Annotated in this window: 18 protein-coding genes; 15 read left to right on the top strand and 3 right to left on the bottom strand. The window is 42.2% G+C overall.

Annotation, left to right across the window (positions count from 1 at the left end; genetic code table 11):
- The first annotated feature begins 227 nt into the window (after positions 1-227).
- A complete protein-coding gene (locus tag INQ51_RS15785) occupies positions 228-2,105 on the top strand; it encodes a DUF3857 domain-containing protein (RefSeq protein ID WP_233378919.1) in 1,878 nt (625 codons plus the stop codon).
- A gap of 1 nt (position 2,106) precedes the next feature.
- The gene (locus tag INQ51_RS15780) at positions 2,107-4,071 is read left to right on the top strand and encodes a DUF3857 domain-containing protein (protein ID WP_233378918.1); all 1,965 of its coding nucleotides are present in this window, start codon (positions 2,107-2,109) and stop codon (positions 4,069-4,071) included.
- 8 nt (positions 4,072-4,079) lie between these two features.
- Here the strand turns inward: INQ51_RS15780 and INQ51_RS15775 are convergent, their stop codons facing one another.
- The gene (locus INQ51_RS15775) at positions 4,080-5,021 is read right to left on the bottom strand and encodes a TIGR01212 family radical SAM protein (RefSeq protein ID WP_233378917.1); all 942 of its coding nucleotides are present in this window, start codon (positions 5,019-5,021) and stop codon (positions 4,080-4,082) included.
- Positions 5,022-5,183: 162 nt separating this feature from the next.
- On the opposite strand from INQ51_RS15775, the gene INQ51_RS15770 reads away from it, so the two are divergent.
- From INQ51_RS15770 to INQ51_RS15750, 5 genes are all read left to right on the top strand, one after another.
- Positions 5,184-6,710: a DUF4301 family protein gene (locus tag INQ51_RS15770; RefSeq protein WP_233378916.1), complete on the top strand. Its 1,527-nt coding sequence runs from the start codon at positions 5,184-5,186 to the stop codon at positions 6,708-6,710.
- 54 nt (positions 6,711-6,764) lie between these two features.
- A complete protein-coding gene (locus tag INQ51_RS15765) occupies positions 6,765-8,177 on the top strand; it encodes a tetratricopeptide repeat protein (RefSeq protein WP_233378915.1) in 1,413 nt (470 codons plus the stop codon).
- A gap of 129 nt (positions 8,178-8,306) precedes the next feature.
- Positions 8,307-9,242: a DUF368 domain-containing protein gene (locus INQ51_RS15760; RefSeq protein ID WP_233378914.1), complete on the top strand. Its 936-nt coding sequence runs from the start codon at positions 8,307-8,309 to the stop codon at positions 9,240-9,242.
- A gap of 162 nt (positions 9,243-9,404) precedes the next feature.
- Entirely contained in the window at positions 9,405-10,154 is a 750-nt protein-coding gene (locus tag INQ51_RS15755; RefSeq protein ID WP_233378913.1) for a shikimate dehydrogenase family protein, read from the top strand.
- Positions 10,155-10,226: 72 nt separating this feature from the next.
- Entirely contained in the window at positions 10,227-10,709 is a 483-nt protein-coding gene (locus INQ51_RS15750; protein ID WP_233378912.1) for a low molecular weight protein-tyrosine-phosphatase, read from the top strand.
- A 46-nt stretch (positions 10,710-10,755) separates the two neighbouring features.
- Here the strand turns inward: INQ51_RS15750 and INQ51_RS15745 are convergent, their stop codons facing one another.
- On the bottom strand, positions 10,756-11,220 hold the full coding sequence (locus INQ51_RS15745; RefSeq protein WP_119440188.1) for a MaoC family dehydratase: 465 nt from the start codon (positions 11,218-11,220) through the stop codon (positions 10,756-10,758).
- A gap of 184 nt (positions 11,221-11,404) precedes the next feature.
- Between INQ51_RS15745 and INQ51_RS15740 the strand changes: the two genes are divergently transcribed.
- A complete protein-coding gene (locus INQ51_RS15740) occupies positions 11,405-12,325 on the top strand; it encodes a DMT family transporter (protein ID WP_233378911.1) in 921 nt (306 codons plus the stop codon).
- A 35-nt stretch (positions 12,326-12,360) separates the two neighbouring features.
- Here the strand turns inward: INQ51_RS15740 and INQ51_RS15735 are convergent, their stop codons facing one another.
- Positions 12,361-13,176, bottom strand: coding sequence for a DUF1080 domain-containing protein (locus INQ51_RS15735; protein WP_233378910.1), 816 nt, complete (start codon positions 13,174-13,176; stop codon positions 12,361-12,363).
- Positions 13,177-13,428: 252 nt separating this feature from the next.
- Between INQ51_RS15735 and INQ51_RS15730 the strand changes: the two genes are divergently transcribed.
- From INQ51_RS15730 to INQ51_RS15700, 7 genes are all read left to right on the top strand, one after another.
- Positions 13,429-14,043 (top strand): TetR/AcrR family transcriptional regulator, encoded by a 615-nt coding sequence (locus tag INQ51_RS15730; protein WP_233378909.1) that lies wholly within the window; start codon positions 13,429-13,431, stop codon positions 14,041-14,043.
- Positions 14,040-15,341: a TolC family protein gene (locus INQ51_RS15725; protein WP_233378908.1), complete on the top strand. Its 1,302-nt coding sequence runs from the start codon at positions 14,040-14,042 to the stop codon at positions 15,339-15,341. The genes INQ51_RS15730 and INQ51_RS15725 overlap by 4 nt, the downstream gene beginning before the upstream one ends.
- 22 nt (positions 15,342-15,363) lie before the next feature.
- Positions 15,364-16,245: an HlyD family secretion protein gene (locus INQ51_RS15720; protein ID WP_233378907.1), complete on the top strand. Its 882-nt coding sequence runs from the start codon at positions 15,364-15,366 to the stop codon at positions 16,243-16,245.
- Positions 16,246-16,312: 67 nt separating this feature from the next.
- Complete coding sequence (locus INQ51_RS15715) at positions 16,313-16,687, top strand: four helix bundle protein (RefSeq protein ID WP_233378906.1); 375 nt, start codon at positions 16,313-16,315, stop codon at positions 16,685-16,687.
- A gap of 29 nt (positions 16,688-16,716) precedes the next feature.
- Positions 16,717-17,619 carry an ABC transporter ATP-binding protein gene (locus INQ51_RS15710; protein WP_233378905.1) on the top strand — a complete coding sequence of 301 codons (903 nt, stop codon included), beginning with the start codon at positions 16,717-16,719 and terminating at the stop codon, positions 17,617-17,619.
- 51 nt (positions 17,620-17,670) lie between these two features.
- On the top strand, positions 17,671-18,390 hold the full coding sequence (locus tag INQ51_RS15705; RefSeq protein ID WP_233378904.1) for an ABC transporter ATP-binding protein: 720 nt from the start codon (positions 17,671-17,673) through the stop codon (positions 18,388-18,390).
- A 65-nt stretch (positions 18,391-18,455) separates the two neighbouring features.
- Positions 18,456-19,562, top strand: a complete 1,107-nt coding sequence (locus INQ51_RS15700) for an ABC transporter permease (protein ID WP_233378903.1) — start codon at positions 18,456-18,458, stop codon at positions 19,560-19,562.
- The last annotated feature ends 7 nt before the right edge of the window (positions 19,563-19,569 follow it).

The raw sequence follows: 19,569 nt of genomic DNA, 5'->3' as shown, positions 1-19,569 counted from the left end.
AAGACTGCATTTTATAAATGAAGCTACTTTTTCGATGCATCCTTTCAAGGATTATCTCTAAAGCACGTTCAAAAAGTTGACCTGCTCTATATTTATCTTTTACCTAGACATAATCTAAATTACCGAGAATAGCAAACCGCATTTTCTTGTGATTTTCAAAATACTATATTTGTTAAACCTGATTTTTAAGGACCTATGTAAAACCTGACTTATTTACCATTAAACACATGACAATACCCATAAGCTTCCTGTCAATCAAAAGTTGTTTACTAGTTTTACTATGCTTCGCTATCATTGGCAATGCAAAGGCAGCACAGAAAAATGCAGCCCTACTATCGCAGAAAACCTCGATAACTATAAAAAACAATAAACTCAGCAGACACTCCAGTTACGAGATATGCATTTACAACAGAGAAGGTGAAAAATATACTGATATCGAGATTCCCTTTTCCAAAATGAACAAGGTATCTGACATCGATGCTCACATAAAAACAATCGATGGGAAAATCATAAAGAAATTAAGTAAAAATGATATTAGCGAACGAAACTCTTATCCATCGTACTCTTTTTATGAAGACCAGTTTGTAAAGGAGTTTACACTAAAGCACAATCAATATCCCTACATTATTTGCTATGAATTTGAAGAAAAAGAGGATGAATTTATTTATGTCGATAACTGGTATCCAATTTTGGATTTCGACATACCGACATTGGAGGCATCGCTAACAATCCAAGCTCCCAAAGACTACAAAATAAATTTTCATTCTCAATTGGTAAGTAAATTTGCCAAAGATACATTGGAAGATAATTTTATCTACCAATGGGAAGCCACATACGATGGTCACTTAAAAAATGAAGCTTTTACACCGCCATTGTATGATTTCCTTCCGTTGGTAACAGTTGTCCCTGAGGATTTCAAATTTGATATTGAAGGATCGTTTGCCAGCTGGCAGAGTTACGGACTTTGGCAACATAAACTGATTAAAGATATATCCGACCTTCCTGACCTGGAAATAAACAAAACAAAAAAGTTGACAGAGGGGATGGAAGACAAAAAACAAATAGTTAAAACGCTCTTTCATTATTTACAAGACGAAACACGGTACATCAACATTAGCATCGAAACAGGAGGACTAAAACCCTACCCGGCAAGCTATGTTGCACAAAACCGTTATGGAGACTGCAAAGCGCTGAGCAATTATTTCAGAGCTATTCTAAAATCTCAGAATATAGAATCATTTTACTCAAAGATTTTTGCAGGAGGCACAATAGCTTCAATTAACCATACCTTACCTTCCCAGCAGTCGAATCACGTTATTATTTGTGTTCCTGTTGACAACCGGGACACCTTGTGGATAGATTGTACCTCAGACGATCCTTTTAACTACGTTGGTACTTTTATTCAAAACCGGGAAGTTTTTGTTATCAATGAAGACAAAAGCTTTTTTTCCAGAACGCCTATACTACAACCGAACCAAGTCCTCCTCGAACGGAATGTAAGTATGAAATACGAACTAAACAACGAGACATTGGCTGATTTTACAAATACATACCGCGGAAAGCAGTTTGAAATCCTTGATCAAATCGATAATTCATTCAAAGAAAACAAAAAGGTAGAAATCATCAGAGATAATATACTTGAAAATAAATTTGAACCAATCAGTATCAACTTTTCCCCCCAAGAGAGGGATTCAACAAAAATCACATTAAAATATTCTGCCCGTTCGAGTGAGGTTTTTAAAGAATACGGAAACGACCTCATCTTAAAAATACTGCCCTTTAGCCTTCCCAAAATAGAAACACCCGTTGAGCGAAAACTACCTTTTCAGATTGATTATCCCATCTATCAAAAAGACACCCTACACTATAAAATTACGGACGAATATGAAATAAACAGTTCGTTACCAAATACGCTATTAACAAGTGCTTATGGCAACTATTCCATTTCAGCAGAACTTCGGGATAAGGAACTTATTATTATTAAATCATTTCTTCTAAACAACGGATATTACCAGATAGAGGAGTATAATGACCTTTACGAGTTTTTACAAACCGTAATCAACCTTGAAAATAAAACCTACATCACAACCTCAAAAAAAAGCTAAAATGAAAAACCTAATTCTAACACTCATCCTGATTTGTACACTTATTAGTAATACTCACGCACAAAATTTCTCAACTGAGTTTGGGAAAGTAGGAAAAGATGACCTGGAATTAAAAACCTATGCCAAAGACAAAGAAGCCGAAGCAGTTATTTTATTCGACATAGGTGATTCGTTTTTTAATGAAACCTCCAGTGGCTTTGAAATAATCTTTAAACATTCGAAGCGAATAAAAATACTTTCAGAAGCAGGAATGAAATATGCCGAAGTTGAGATCCCTTTTTATCAAGAAGGAGATATTTTCGAAAAGGTCTATGATCTGGAAGCATATACTTATAATCTGGAAGATGGCAGGCTAACCAGAACGGTTGTTGAAAAAGAAAACATTCATGATGAAAAAGTAAATGACTTCTGGAAGGTGAAAAAGTTGGCATTTCCAAACATAAAAGAAGGATCTATAATTGAATATCGTTACAAGTTATCTACTCAATATTTATTCAACTTAAGAGACTGGTCTTTTCAAAGTAAAATACCTACAGTATTTAGCAAATACACCGCCAGGATAGTTCCATTCTATGACTATGCTTTCATATTGCAGGGTGCAAGTAGTTTTGATTCTCAAAATTCATATGAGGATGGGGGATCCGCTAAGCGATACGGAACTATAGAGTACAAAGATTACATACACGAATATGAGATGAAAGATATTCCTGCTTTTGAAAATGAGTCATACATAACATCAATAAATGATTACATCATTAAATTAGATTTTCAACTTGCTAAAATTAAATACCCTGGCGGTGGTGAAAGAAAAATAATTTCAACCTGGCCGGACATGATAAAAGAACTGAACGACCATCCGGATTTTGGCAAGTATGTTAACAAAAGCGAAAGATTAGCAGCAAAGATCCTTGATGTAAAAGCGTTGGAGAGCAAAAGTAAAAAGGAACGATTTGAAGCAGTGATAGAGTTTGTAAAAAGCAATTATAAATGGAATGATTACAATGCAAAATACGCCTCCAAATCGCCGGCTAATCTGGAGAAAGACAAATTTGGAAATGCAGCTGATCTTAATCTTTTCACCATAGGGTTATTAAAAGCAATTGGGATTGAGGCCTATCCGGTGTTAATCAGCACCAGAAAGAATGGTAAGATTCGAACCGACTATCCTTTTTTTCAATATTTCAACTATGTATTGTTGTACGCCGAACTCGACAACTTAAATGTTCTCTCCGATGTCACAGACATACACTGTTCATCATATAGGATACCCCAAAGATGCATCAATGATCAAGGATTGCTGATTAAAGAAAATGAGAATAAAGATGTATCCTGGATTGGTCTGCAATGTGCTTATCCCACGCAAACAAATACGGTGATAAAAATGCATTTGGAGAATAGTGAGCTAAAATCGTCAGTTCAAATCTCAGTAAACGAATACCAGGCAATCGGCTTAAAAGAGGAAATTGGCAACGATACGGAAAAACTTCTGGAGCATTTAAAAAAGAAAAGTTACAGCGTTGAGAAAGAAAATGTCTCGATTGCGGATATGGACGAAAATTCCCGGTACTATAAATATGAATTTCAACCTGAAACGACTGCCGAAATCATCAATGAAAAAATATATATATCCCCTTTCCTTAATGAACCGATGAAGGACAATCCATTAAACCAGGAAACCAGGACCTATCCTGTCGACATGATTTATCCATGGAGAGATACCTACTTCACCTCAATTGAAATACCGGAAGGCTATCGAGTGGAATTTGTTCCGGAAAGCTTTAAAGCAAAAAATGACCTGGTGGAGATGGAATACACTATCAATCAAACTGAGAACAAATTGGTAATTACTTTCTCGAGCTTTTTTAAAAAAGCCGTCTATCCGGCTGAAGTTTATTCCAAAATCAAGTATTATATGAATCAGATGGTAAAAAAGGGAAACGAAAAGATCGTATTAGTAAAATCCTAGTTCAGCAGCTAAAATAACCTCCCCTGCCAGGTATTTCGTTCGGCAAGACGTTTTTCCACTTTGGCTACAAATTCAAAGTTTTTGAGCCCCCATTTGGGTGCGATCAGCATATCGGGCGGTGCCTGGCTTATAAATCGCTCTACGATGATTGCAGGATTGAGCAACTCCAGGTAATCTACCACCAGTTCGATGTATTCTTCGGCTGTATAAAGCTGAAACTGTTCGGGATTTTCGCTGTATTGCCGTTCCAGAATAGTACCGTGATGAATTTGAAGCTGATGTAATTTCAGGTTCTTCACCGGTAACTGCGATACAGTCCTTGCCTGGTCAAGCAGCTCTTCTCGGCTCTCGCCCGGAAGACCGACAATCATGTGTGCACAGTTATTAATGCCACGTTTGGCCGTTTCTTCCAGCGCCCACACCGATTCAGAAAAACTATGTCCGCGGTTAATGCTTTCCAACGTGCGGTCGAGGTGCGATTCCAGCCCAAACTCTACCATCACGTATACTTTCTTGCTCAATTCGGCCAGGTAATCCAGCAACTCATTCGAAACTGCATCGGGCCGGGTGGAGATAACCAACCCGATAATTTTTGGGTGTTCCAGCGCCTCTTCGTACAAACGTTTTAAATCGTCGAGCGGCGCATAAGTGTTGGTGTAAGCCTGAAAATAGGCCAAAAACTTCATCGCCTCGTATTTCCGGGCAAAGAAATCAATGCCTTTCTGCACCTGGCTGCTGACACTGTTTTCCAGGTTGCAATACGTAGGCTTGAAAGTTTTGTTATTACAATACGTACATCCACCCTTTCCTTTTGATCCATCACGATTCGGACAGGTAAAACCTGCATCGATCGAAACCTTTTGCACCCGCTCCGAAAAAAGCGCTCTGAAATACGTAGGAAAATCGTTGTACCTGCGTCCGTGCCCCCAACTATAAACTGTTTCACCCATTGGCAGTTAATTGATGGCGCAAAAGTAGACAAAATTCGGAAGGACCTGTCTGTAGGCAGAAACTTATCAACAGGTCTTGAAAACTTTAAAGCATTCTTCCCGCAAATCCGTTTCGATTCAGGTTTCTTATGCCTATTTTTATTTTCAGATAATTGACAGATTATGTTCTCAGAAAAGGATAAAAAACAGATCAGGCAACGTGGGAGTGAATTACATACTGTTCTGACGCAAATCGAAAATTTCAAAAAAGGCTTTCCTTATTTACCCATCCGGGAAGCTGCTTCAGTAGACAACGGCATTATCCGGCTTAACCCGGAAAACCTGGCAAAACGAATCGCCTTATACGACGAAAAAGTGGCCGGCGGTATTAAACCGCTGAAATTTGTGCCTGCTTCGGGCGCAGCCAGCCGTATGTTCAAAGCGCTTTTCGAAGGTTTGGAAGCCTTTGCTAAAACTTCGGAAGAAGAAGTCATCAGTAAAAACAAAGATGTAAAGCAATACCTCGAAGGACTGGATAAATTTGCGTTTGCCAAAGATTTAACAACGGCCATTGAGGCTGACGGAGCAGAGCTGAATGCCACCAACAAGGTTGAATACCTGCTTTCGGCCAAGGGGCTGGATTATGGTTCAAAACCCAAAGGGCTGTTAAAGTTCCATTCCTACGAAACAGGAGCCAGAACGCCGTTTGAAGAACATTTGGCCGAAGGAGCAAAATATGCCTGCGACTTGTCGGGTACGGTAAAAATACATTTTACGGTTTCGCCCGAGCACCAGGAAGGCTTTGAAGCGTTATTGTCTGATGTAAAAGAAAAATACGAAGAAGAACTCGGAGTAAACTTCGACATTACGTTTAGTCAGCAAAAACCGGCCACCGACACCATTGCGGTTGATCTGGCCAACGAACCATTCCGGAATCCGGATGACAGTCTGCTTTTCCGCCCGGCAGGGCATGGGGCGCTTATCGAGAACCTGAACGACCTTAACGCAGACATAATTTTCATCAAAAACATCGACAATGTGGTACCCGACCGCCTAAAACAGGCAACGGTCGATTACAAAAAAGCATTGGCGGGCGTGTTGCTAAAACATCAGCAGAAACTGTTTATCTACCAGAAAGAGCTGAATGAAAAGCATCCGGTGGCGTTGCAGAGCGGTTTTCTGGCCGAAGTGGCCAATTTCCTGGAAAACACCATGAATACCAAGCCGGCATCGAACCAGTACTACACAGAAAAAGACGAATTGTATCATTACCTGAAAGAAAAGGTAAACCGCCCGCTGCGTGTGTGCGGAATGGTACGTAACGAAGGCGAACCCGGCGGAGGACCATTTTGGGCAATGAACCAGGACGGAACCGTTTCGTTGCAGGTAGTGGAAAGTTCGCAGATCGACCCTGAAAGTGTGCAGCAGCAAAACATTGCCAAAAACGCAACACATTTCAACCCGGTTGATTTGGTTTGTGCAGTCAAAAATTACAAAGGAGAAAAATACGATCTTAGAAAATATACCGATCCTGAAACCGGTTTTATTTCCCAAAAATCAAAAGACGGAAAAGAACTGAAGGCTCAGGAACTCCCAGGGCTGTGGAACGGCGCCATGAGCAATTGGAACACATTGTTTGTGGAAGTGCCGGTAGAGACTTTTAATCCCGTAAAAACAGTGAACGACTTGTTGCGCGAACAACATCTCTAATTCTGTTTTTGTGTTTACGGCTTAATTATTAATTTCGCGAACTCATTTGGGGTAATGAACGAGGAAAGAGATAATTACAGGGAAGAAGATATGAGTGAAGCTGTTAAGCGATTTAAAAGCTCACTTGTTTCAGGTAGAAAAAAATATTTTGATGTATCGGAATTCGAAGGAATTGCGGAGCAGCTAATGGAAGAAGGCGATATTAATTCTTCGGAAATAGCTATTCAGCAAGGCATTCAGATACATCCCAATGCTATTCCGCTTCAGCTGAAATATGCCCAGATACTGATCAGCAAAGGAAAATACAACCTGGCTCACCAGTACCTCGACTTCGCTGAACAGGTGGAAACCAACAACCCGGATGTTCATTTACTGAAAGGTTCGGCTTGGTTGATCATGGGAAATGAAATCAAAGCCCAGAAATCATTCAAAAAAGCCGTAAAATTTGCCGACGATGAAGAGGATGAAATTCTTTATCACATTGCATCGGCGTACATTCAAATTGGCGAGATGAAAAAAGCGATTTCTTATTTTGAGGAAGCGCTGAAATACAATCCAAACAACGACATGGTTTTGTATGACCTTGCTTTTTTCAGCGACCAACTGGGCGATTACGAAAGCAGCATTGAGTACTACAACCGCTTTATCGATAACGATACTTACAACTACACCGCCTGGTTTAACCTGGGAATTGTGTTCAATAAAGCCGACATGCACGACAAAGCCATTGAAGCTTACGAGTATGTACTGGCGATTAACGAGAATTTCAACATGGCGCTTTTCAATATCGGAAATGCGCTGGCCAATGCCGGCCGCTTTGAAGAGGCCATTGCAAAATACGAGGAATACCTCGAACTCGAACCCGATAACGATGATGCCTATTGTTACATTGGCGAGTGCTGGCTCAACCTCGACAACAGCCTGAAATCGGAATACCATTACCAGAAAGCGGTTAACATAAATCCCGAAAACGATACGGCGTGGTTTGGGATCGGGTTGATTATGTGGATCGAGCAGAAGTTTGACGAGGCGGTTGTTTTTATCCGCAAAGCCATAAAACTCGACAAGGAAAACTCGGAATACTGGCTCACTCTTGGCAAGGTTTACACCGACGCAGAAAAAGCTCCGGAGGCCCTGAAAGCTTTTAAACAAGGAGCTAAGATCGATTCTGAAAATACGGAAATCTGGCTGACCTGGGCAGAGCTTTACCGCAAAGAGGACGAGAAAGAACAGGCGATCGAAGTAATAAAAAAAGCAATTGAAAAGAACGACGATTCTATGCTGAAATACCGTCTGGTTGCCTTGTTACTCGAAGATAAAAACCAGAAAGAAGCTTTTGACTGGTTAAAGGTGGCTATGAAGCAGGATTTTGGCAACATCAACTACCTGTTTGATATCTATCCGAAGTCGTTAAAAAGCAAACGCCTGAAAAAAGTGGTGGACGAATTCAGAAAAGGAGAAAAATAGCGGCTTTCTCTTTCCATGTACCCTATATTTTGTATTTTGGCACCTCATTAAAATTGAGCATCGAATACGGATTATTCATTGCTGAATAATGAAATGCCAATGTTCAATTTCCAATAATCATGTTTTAATATGAACAGATCAACAAAAGATTACCTCCTTTTAGTGCTCAAAGGAATGGGCATGGGCGCCGCCGATGTGGTGCCGGGTGTTTCGGGCGGAACCATCGCTTTTATCACCGGAATTTACGAAGAGCTTATCAACTCTATAAAATCGATCAACCTGAAAGCAGTGAAACTGTTTTTTACCGGCCAGTTCGCCGAATTCTGGAAAGCCATTAACGGTACTTTCCTGGTGAGCGTGGTGGCAGGAATCGGGATCAGTATTTTTTCGTTCGCAAAAGGGCTCGAGTATTTACTAACTCACTACCCTATTCTTGTTTGGTCCTTCTTTTTTGGTCTGATCGTAGCCTCCGCCATTTATGTGGCGCGTGCCATAAAAACATGGAATGCAGGCACCATTATTTCCGGACTGATTGGAATAGCGGTTGCTTTTGCCATAACGGTTATCAGCCCTGCCGAAGCCAATACCGCCTACTGGTTTGTTTTTGTTTCGGGCATGATCGCCATTTGCGCCATGATCCTTCCGGGTATTTCCGGTAGTTTCATCCTGGTTTTGCTGGGCATGTATAAATTTATTCTCGGTGCCGTTGGCGACATGAACATTGCCGTTCTCCTAACATTTATGGCAGGTGCCGCCATCGGCATCATTTCGTTCTCGAACGCACTTTCGTGGCTGCTGAAAAAATACCACAACCTGACCATTGCAATGTTGGCCGGTTTTATGGTGGGTTCGCTCAACAAGGTTTGGCCGTGGAAAGAAGTAACCGAAACAATCATTGACCGCCACGGCGAACTAAAACCCATTGCGGAAAGAAACATCCTTCCGGGAACCTACGAACAAATTACCGGTCACGAAGCCTGGATGCTTGGTGCCATTGCACTGGCTGTAGTTGGCTTTGTACTCATTTTTGTTGTGGAAGGCATCGGAAACAAGCTAAAAAAGTAGACAGTCGCAGCTGACAGTCAGCAGACAAACAATAGGTGTAAAAGAAATAATAACCCATATCCAATTTTTGCCACTGGATCCTCAACAAAAAACGACACAAATCAGTTAAGAAGTTTGGATATTGAACATTGCATATTTTACATGGAAATTAAAAACAGACTCATGAAAAAATACGGACTACTCGGATACCCGCTCACCCATTCTTTTTCAAAACGTTTTTTTACGGAAAAGTTTGAAACAGAAAAGATCGACTCCACTTACGATAATTTTGAGATCGACAGCATCACCAAATTTCCGGAGGTGGTAAAAAGCAATCCGGAAGTGATCGGTTTCAACGTAACCATCCCGTACAAAGAGCAGGTAATTCCGTACCTCGATGATTTGAACGACTCGGCCCGCGAAATCGGGGCAGTAAATACCATCAAAGTAACAAGAAGCGGCGATTCGGTACACCTGAAAGGTTTTAACACCGACACCTATGGTTTTGAGACTTCGCTGTCGCCATTGCTGAAAGCACACCACAAAAAAGCGCTGATCCTGGGCACGGGAGGAGCTTCCAAGGCCTTGAAATATGTGCTGACAAAACTGGGCATCGAATACGTCTCTGCATCTATTGAAGAGTTGAAGGAAAAGGAAATTCGCTACGAAGATATCGACGAAAAAATGATGCAGGAACGCATGCTCATCATTAACGCCACTCCGCTGGGAACCTATCCTAAAGTGGAAACCTTCCCCAACATTCCGTACGAATTTATCACGGATAAACATTTACTTTTCGACCTGGTTTACAACCCCGAGGTAACGCAGTTTATGGCCAAAGGAAAAGAAAAAGGCGCCACCGTGAAAAACGGATACGATATGTTACTCGGGCAAGCCCGCCGTGCCTACGAAATATGGAACTCGGAGGAATAGTATTCAGTGTTCAGTCGCAGTGAACAGTTGTTCAACTTGCGCTTGTGTCTTGTAGCTTGTAGCTAATAAATTATGGAAAAGAAAAAGATATTATTTGTGTGTCTTGGTAACATTTGCCGGTCGCCCAGTGCCGAGGCTGTTTTTAACGGTGTTATCAAAAAAGAAGGAGTATTGGCTGATTTTGAAGTGGATTCAGCCGGAACTTCGGGCTGGCATGCCGGCGAGCCTGCCGACCGGAGAATGCAGTCACACGCCATCAAACGTGGCTTTAATTTAACCAGCCTCAGCCGCAAGTTCGATCCGAAAACCGATTTCGACTATTTCGATATGATTATCGGGATGGACGACAGCAACATCGAGAACCTGAAGCGAATGGCTAGCGGCACAGCTGATCTGGGTAAAATTTATAAAATGACCGATTTCAGCCAGGCATTTGATTACGACGAAGTACCCGACCCGTATTACGGGGGAGCCGATGGTTTTGAACTGGTTTTAGACTTGTTGGAAGATTCGTGCGAGGGTTTACTTGACAAAATAAAAAAGAATGAGATTTAAGCTGCCGCTTAAATCTCATTGCTTCAATCTATCTTGTTCCGTTTTGCTATTCAAAATGATACAGGAAATTCACCAACGCATCGTAAGCAGGTTTCTTCTCTCCTTCAATATCCACCACAATTTTTACCTGCACCCGGGCAATCCCTCTTAAATTTTTAATGTCGTTCAGCGAAACAGTAGCCCGAATCCGGTCGTTCACCTTCACTGGCGACTGGAAACGAAGACTCTCGATACCGTAATTCACAATCATTTTCACATTGCGAACATCTACCACATTGTACCACAAATAAGTTAGCATCGAAAGCGACAAATAACCATGTGCAATGGTACTCCCAAAAGGCGATTCTTTGGCTGCGCGTTCCGGGTCGGTATGGATCCACTGGTGGTCCATGGTTGCGTCCGCAAACTTATCGATTTGTTCCTGGGTTATCTGAACATAATCCGAAACCCCGATAACCTCACCGAGAAGGGCTTCAAATTCTGCGTAATTGTTGATGATTCTTTTTGCCATATCTGTAATTTGAGGTGCCAATTTAATTTTTTTTAAAAGTGTAAAAAAAGATTTCAGGCACGAACCCACCCATTTTCAAAAGGCAGCCGTTCGTTTTATAGAATATTTCTACATTGTGTTCTAATTTTAAACATAACCTCTTTTATTCTGTTAATTTTCTAATCTTTGCGCTTCAGAAAACCGTATGAAAAATATTATAAAAAGCACCACTTTTCTCGCCATTATTGCTTGCTGGCTTTGGTCAACAGCTTTTGTGGGGGTTAAAATCGGGCTTACCTACCACACTCCGCTGCAATTTGCCGGCGTACGTTTTTTTATCTCCGGAATACTCATTTTCCTGTACTTTGGAAAACCTGCACGGTATTTTGCCGAACTAAAAGCAAACCTAAAATTCATTCTCAAGCTTTCGCTGATACAGACTTTTATCCAGTATTCCCTGTTTTACAGCGGCATAAACCTGCTTCCAAGCTCGCTTGCCGCCATGATCATTGGCTCGCAACCCATGTTTATCGCATTGGTCGCCCATTTTTCCTTTCACAACGATAAAATGACACCACTTAAAACAGGCAGTATTTTGATTGGGGTGGCAGGAATTGCAGTGATCACCCTTGGCCGCTCCGGCGTGGAAATGAAAGGTACCCTCGAATGGCTTGGAATTGCACTGCTGCTGGTCAACAACCTGGTTGCCGGCTACTCCAACGTACTCGTTTCCAAACATTCACAAGGGATATCGCCTGCAGTAATAAGCTCTACCTCATTAATGATTGGCGGAATATTGCTATCGGTGGTATCGGTTCCGGTAGAAGGTATTCATTTAGGCCCCTTCCCACCCAAATACTGGTACGCACTGGCCTGGCTTAGCTTTTTGTCGGCTGCCGCTTTTACCATTTGGAATTCGCTCCTAAAACGTCCGGGCGTAAAAGTTTCATTGCTCAATGTATGGAAATTTCTTATCCCGGTTTCAGGAGCAGCGCTTAGCTGGCTGATCATGGAAAACGAAAAGCCTGATACGGTTTCATTAACCGGAATGGCCATTATCGCCTTGTCCTTGCTGTCGCTTAACTATGCCAACCGGAGGGCACTAAAAGAAAAAGCCAGCTCCTGACGAAACCGGCTTCCTGCTTGTATTTAATCGTATTGTTATTCAAGCACCAGCAATTCCACTTTTCGGAAATCAGTCGGCCCGCTTTCGGCCTGCAAAGAAATCGATCCTTTGGTTATGATGAGATCACCGTTTTCAGGAATCAGTGTTTGCGCGTATTTATCTTTCGGATCGTACTGTGGTTTTTCGTACGACAGCACCTCTTTGCCGTCGATCAAATGCCGTATTACATCGCCTCCGTAAACCTCCACTTCAACCGTAACCCACTGATCGCCGTGAAAAGTCTTTGAATCCGAACTCATGCAATGTTGTTCAGTTAGAAGCCCGTCCATTACAATGTTTGTTCCCGGCGTGCAAACATTCAGCGTAGGCCGGTCGTCTGTTCCGTTTCCTCCCAGCAGCTGCACTTCAATCGAAGTCGGAAAATCCTGGTCCAGTTCCATCGATTCGGCACTTTGCCCGTGAAGCATCAACCCGTTGTTCCGATATGCCCAACCGGGACCACCTTTTATCTGGTCGCCCACAAAACGATACTCAACCCGGAGCTTGTAATGCGAAAATTCGCCTTTGTAAAAAATGTGACCAAATTTACCGTTCCATCCCTCCCAATTATCGTACGAAACCCGAAGTAAACCATCTTCCACCCTGAAAGTATTGTTGTAATTCACTCCCAGCTCTTCCCCCTTGAACTTAATATCCCAGTCGTTCAGATCTTTTCCGTTAAACAACTGTATCCAGTTTTCGGCCGACTTTGTTTCTTCCGCCTTCTGTGCCTTAGGTTTAGACGTACAGGCAGTCAATACCATCGACAAAACTACCATCGATAATACGCCACATTTCTTGATTGAATTCATATTCTTTTTGATTTTGTTGGTTTATCCGTTAGTAAAGGTAGAAGAATTTTGGAAAATCACTCTACCCCGAAAAGTGCATGGATTTACAAATAGAACGTAATCCGGAAAACGGAAAAAAGTACTCAACGAGAGAAGCGAAATCACCGACTACAAAATCCACTTTTAACTATTTGGTTAAATTATTTGGTCAAATAAATTATTTGCTTTATTTTTGACCAGTTGGTTAAATCAAAAAGTTAAACTATTTGCATAATGAACGATCTTAAAAAAGACAATACCGAAGAAAAAATTCTGAATGCCGCTCAGAATGTGTTTATCGAAAAAGGAATGGATGGTGCACGTATGCAGGCAATTGCCGATGAAGCCGGAATCAACAAAGCCTTGCTTCACTACTACTTTCGCACAAAGGAAAAACTGTTCAATGCCATTTTCACCAAAGTATTTTCGCAAATATTTCCCAACCTGATGACGATGGTTCGTTCGGAACGGCCACTGGAAGAAAAGCTGGGTATGTTTGTTGAAACCTACATCGATCTTTTACAAAAGAACCCGTTTTTACCCACTTTCATTCTCAAGGAAATGAACCGAAACCCGGATTTTCTTGCAAAAATAATCAAAGGCAGCGGCGTAAACCCCACAGAAGTGATTGCCATGTTCGAAAAGGAAATGGACGCAGGAAAAATCCGCCGGATGGACCCGCGTGACATTTTGGTCAACATACTTGGCCTTAGCATTTTCCCGATTGCCGCCGGGCCGCTGATAACGATCATGTTTTTTGAAAACGACAAAGCCGCCTACAAAGCATTTATTGAAAGGCGGAAAAAAACAGTCACAGAGTTTGTATTAAATTCAATTTTAATAAAATGAGGAAGCTGATCATCTTATTGCTGCTCCCCGTGCAATTTGTCTTCGCGCAGAACGAGGTCTCCCTGAACGACTGCTACAGCTGGGCAAGGGAGAATTATCCGAACCTGAAGCAGGCAGAAATATGGACAGAAATTACTTCGCTTAGGAAGGAGAACAATCAAACGAACCATCTGCCAACGGTTACCCTGAACGGCCAGGCAACTTACCAGTCGGATGTAACGCACATTGGCATTTCGGTGCCCAATGTTTCGGTGCCAAGCGTTGCAAAAGATCAATACAAAGCCTATGCTGAATTAAAGCAAAGCATTTGGGACGGCGGAGTTACTCAGGCCAACGCGGAATTGGAAGATGCGATTTTGCAAAGCAACCTGAGCCAGGTGGAAGTGGAGGTTTACAAACTGAACGAACAGGTTTCGCAGGCCTTTTTTACGGCACTGGCGGTAGACAAGCAAAGGGAAGTGCTGGCCCAGCAAAAGAAAGTGTTACAGGAAAAGCTGAGAAAAGTTGAATCCGGTGTTCGAAACCAGGTTATTGAAAAATCGGCTGCGTTGGAACTGGAAGCCGAGATTCTGAACCTCGACCAAAGCGATCTGCAGCTGGATGCTGCCAAAAGAACGGCTACCCGAATGCTTTCAGTTTTAACCGGGAGAACCATTTCTAGTGACTCAAAATTACTATTCAATACCTTACCTGTCGATTTTAACGGAGACCTAACACGGCCCGAACAGGAACTTTTTTCGGCTCAGAAAAACCAGCTCGAAAAACAGTCGGATCTTCTTACCAAAACCCGAAATCCCAAATTATTCGGATTTGGACAGGCCGGCTACGGACGCCCCGGATTAAACATGCTGAATGACAAGTTTGATTCTTATTATATGGTTGGAGTTGGTTTGTCATGGAATGTTTTTGACTGGAAGAAAACCAACCGCGAAAAACAAATGCTCCACCTTCAATCCGACAGGATCACCCGCCAGGAAGAAACATTTACTCAAAATATTCAACTGCTGCTTGTTCAGCAAAACGAACAGATCGCCAAGCTGGAAAAATTGATGGAGACCGATTCAAAAATGGTGGCATTGCGCGCTGAAATTGCCCAAACATCCGCCTCAAAGCTGGAAAACGAAACAATTACAACATCAGATTACATTCAGGATGTACAGGCCGAAACCATTGCCAAACTGAATCGGGAACTTCATCAAATTCAGCTGAACGAAGCAAAAGAAAAGTATCGCCTTATTCAGGGAAAAACAGGAAGTAAGCAATCTCAGTTCTCAGTCACAGTTTTCAGTAGTAATTAAAAGAACAAAAAATCAGAATAATATGAAACGAAATTTATTAATGATATTGATTTCAGTCGTGCTCTTCAGCTGTAGCAGTACAGACGAGAAATCGGATGCTTTCGGCAATTTTGAAGCCGATCCGGTGATTGTTTCTTCTGAGTCATCGGGAAAAATTCTTCAGTTAACGATTGAGAAAGGCCAGAAGATCGGCAAGGACTTTATTTCGGCTGTCATCGATACCGTCCAGGTTCATCTGAAACTTCAGCAACTGGAAGCACAAAAAGCCGCAGTTATTGCCAGGCGTCAATCGATTCAGTCACAAATCGGAGTTTTTGAAGAACAGATTAAAACACTGAAAATTAATGAAGAGCGGGTGGCAAAAATGGTCAAAGACCAGGCTGCCACGCAAAAGCAACTGGATGATATTAGCGGCCAGATCAGTGTTATTCAAAAGCAGATTGAAAGTACCCGAACGCAGTTTGTTTCGGTAAATAAAGAACTGGAAGTACTGGAAGCTCAGCAGGAAACAACCAAAGATCTGTTGACCAGATGTACTGTCAAGTCGCCGGTGAGCGGGACTATTCTGGAAACCTATGTAGAACAGGGAGAGCTGGCAACACCCGGGAAACCTCTGTTTAAAATTGCTGATCTGGATGTGCTGACGCTAAAAGTGTATGTAAGCGGCGCACAGCTTCCAAATGTAAAAATCGGACAGCAGGTAAATGTTCTGATCGATAAATCGGAAACGGAAAACCAAACACTTTCAGGCGAAGTTACCTGGATTTCATCGGAAGCTGAGTTCACCCCAAAAATCATCCAAACAAAAGAAGAAAGGGTAAAACTGGTGTACGCGGTAAAAGTGGCCGTTAAAAACGACGGAACGCTAAAAATCGGTATGCCGGGGGAAGTGAGTTGGCAGTGAGTAGTCGCAGTCGCCAGTCTCAGTAAACAGTCACAGTAAACAGATGGCTAACATAAATTAAAAGAGTATGGATTTCAAAGAGTTAATCGTTTATCAAAAAGCATTTAAACTTGCTATGGATATTTTTGAGGTTTCAAAATCATTTCCCAAAGAAGAAACCTATTCTCTTACAGATCAAATCCGCAGATCTTCAAGATCAACATGTACCAATATTGCCGAGGCTTATCGAAAGAGACGTTATCCAAAACATTTCCTGAGCAAGCTAACGGATTCAGATGGCGAAAACAGTGAAACAGCTTCATGGCTCGATTTTGCACTCGCCTGCAAATATTTAGATGCTGGTATACACAAAAGTTTTTACAATGAGTGTGTTGAAATTGGCAAACTATTGAACTTCATGATGAATAACCCGGAAAAATTTGGAAGCAGCAAAGACTTCTGACTGAAAACTGAGACTGAACACTAGCAAGAATGATAGAAATTAAAAACATATCAAAATCCTACAACGACATTCAGGCGCTGAAGGAGATTTCGCTAAGCGTTGAAAAAGGGGAACTGTTTGGATTAATTGGTCCTGACGGTGCGGGAAAAACCACCCTTATGCGGATTCTGATGACCTTGCTCCTGCCCGATTCCGGCGAAGCAAAAATGAATGAACTGGATGTGGTGAAAGATTTCAAAAAAATAAGGCACATTGTAGGCTACATGCCCGGCCGGTTTTCGCTGTACCAGGACCTGAGCGTAGAAGAAAACCTTCACTTTTTTGCCACCGTATTTGGAACGACAATCGAAGAAAACTACGACCTCATCCGCGATATTTATTACCAGATTGAGCCCTTTAAAACCCGGCGGGCCGGTAAACTTTCCGGCGGAATGAAACAAAAGCTGGCCTTATCGTGTGCGCTGATTCACAAACCCAAAATTCTGATACTGGACGAACCTACAACGGGAGTGGATGCGGTATCGAGAAAAGAATTCTGGGAGATGCTGAAGGCGCTGCAACAAAAAGGAATTACCATTCTGGTATCGACTCCTTACATGGACGAGGCTTCGCTTTGCGACCGTGTAGCGCTGATCCAAAAAGGAACGATTCTGGACGTTGACTCTCCCTCTAGGATCACCGAGAAATTTCCAAGAAAAATCATCCAGGTGCATTCCGAAGACATGTTTCGCCTGATACAGGATCTGAGGTCGTTCCCCAAAGCGGAGTCAGTGTTTGCGTTTGGGCAGTTTGTGCATTTTACCGGTGTCAATGACGAAGTGGAAATAAGCGAACTCGATAAATTCCTGACCGAACGAAAACATACCGATGTAATCGTAGAAGAGATACATCCCGGAATTGAAGATGTGTTTATGAGTTTACAATCGCTGTGAGCAGTTGCAGCTGATAGTCACAGTTTACAGTCGCAGTTTACAGTAAAAAAGATGGATAAAATAATAACAGTCAAAAACCTGGTCAAGAAATTCGGAGCGTTTACAGCAAACGACCACCTTACTTTTGATGTGTACAGGGGCGAGATTTTCGGTTTTTTGGGAGCAAACGGTGCCGGAAAAACCACTGCCATCCGGATTTTGTGCGGACTCTCCACCCCTACTTCCGGCGACATAAAAATTGCCGGTTACGACATTTACCGCGAAACAGAGAAGATCAAAAAAAATATCGGCTACATGAGCCAGAAGTTTTCGCTGTACGAAGACCTGACTGTTTCCGAAAACATCCGGTTGTATGCAGGTATTTATGGGATTCCTTCTAAAAAAGCAAAGGAAAAAGAAGCCGAATTGCTGGAGAAACTGGAAATGGAAAGCGCCCGAAAAAAACTGATCTCCGGGTTACCACTGGGGTGGAAACAAAAACTGGCATTTTCGGTGGCCATTTTCCACGAACCTAAAATTGTGTTTCTCGACGAGCCCACCGGCGGAGTGGATCCTGTGACCCGCAGAAAATTCTGGGACCTGATTTACGAGGCTTCGAATAACGGGATTACGGTGTTTGTGACCACTCATTACATGGACGAAGCCGAATATTGCAACCGCGTTTCCATTATGGACGCCGGCAAAATTGAAGCGCTCGACACCCCCGGAAAACTAAAGGAAAAATACAATGCCAATAATATGGATGAAGTGTTTTTAAAAATAGCAAGATAGCGATGAGCTACGAGCCTCAAGAGAAAAAGCTTGCAGCTTGCAGCTAGAAGCTAAAAACTAAAAAAATGAAACAACTCAAATCATTTATAAGAAAGGAATTCTACCACATTTTTCGCGATCCGCGAACGATAATGGTACTTTTCTTTATTCCGATTGCGCAGCTGCTGATTTTCGGAACCGTTATCAAAAACGAAATACAGGACATACACATTGCCATTTACGACCAGGCCAAAGATGAAACCACGCAGAAAATAACCAACAAAATTCTTTCATCGGGCTATTTCATTCTGGAGAAAAACCTGGAAAACATCAACGATATCGAGTCTGTTTTCCGCCTGGGAAAAGTAAAAGAGGTGATTGTTTTTGAAAGCGACTTTGGAGAAAAACTCACAAAAGAAGGCAAAGCCAATGTACAACTGATCGCCGATGCATCGGATCCGAACATGGCCCGGCTCGCCATTTCCTACACCTCCGGAATTATCAACGACTACGTAAAAAAGATGCATCCGAATCTTCAGTTGCCCATGCAGCTTGAACCCGAAGTACGCATGTATTTCAACGAAGAAATGAAAAGCGCCTATATGTTTGTTCCGGGAGTAATGGCATTGATCCTGATGTTGATTTCCGCGATGATGACTTCCATTTCCATCACCCGCGAAAAAGAACTGGGAACCATGGAAATACTGCTGGTTTCTCCCCTGCGCCCCATGCAAATCATTATCGGAAAAGTATTGCCTTACCTCTTGTTATCCATTGCCAATGCATTTGTAATTGTATTAATGGGGCGCTTTGTTTTTGGGGTCCCGATTCTCGGAAGTTTTACCCTGCTCATGCTCGAAACCATTCTTTTTATTGCCATGGCGCTTTGCCTGGGCATCTTCATCTCCACCGTTGCCAAAAGCCAAATGACGGCCATGTTTATTTCCATGATTGTGTTGATGTTGCCAACCATTCTTCTCTCGGGCTTTATTTACCCCATTGAAAACATGCCCGAAGTATTGCAGGTAGTCAGCCACATTATGCCGGCAAGGTATTTCATTTCCATCATCCGCGCCATTATGTTAAAAGGAACCGGAATTTTATTTGTTTGGCAGGAAACTGCCGTTTTAATCGGAATGACCTTGTTTTTTATTGCACTGAGTGTGAAGAAATTTAAGATTCGGCTTGAATAGCTGCAAG

Source organism: Maribellus sp. CM-23 (assembly GCF_021354595.1).
Classification (GTDB): domain Bacteria; phylum Bacteroidota; class Bacteroidia; order Bacteroidales; family Prolixibacteraceae; genus Draconibacterium.
The sequence above is the reverse complement of the archived record's forward strand: the minus strand, read 5'-3'. Positions and strand labels throughout refer to the sequence as shown.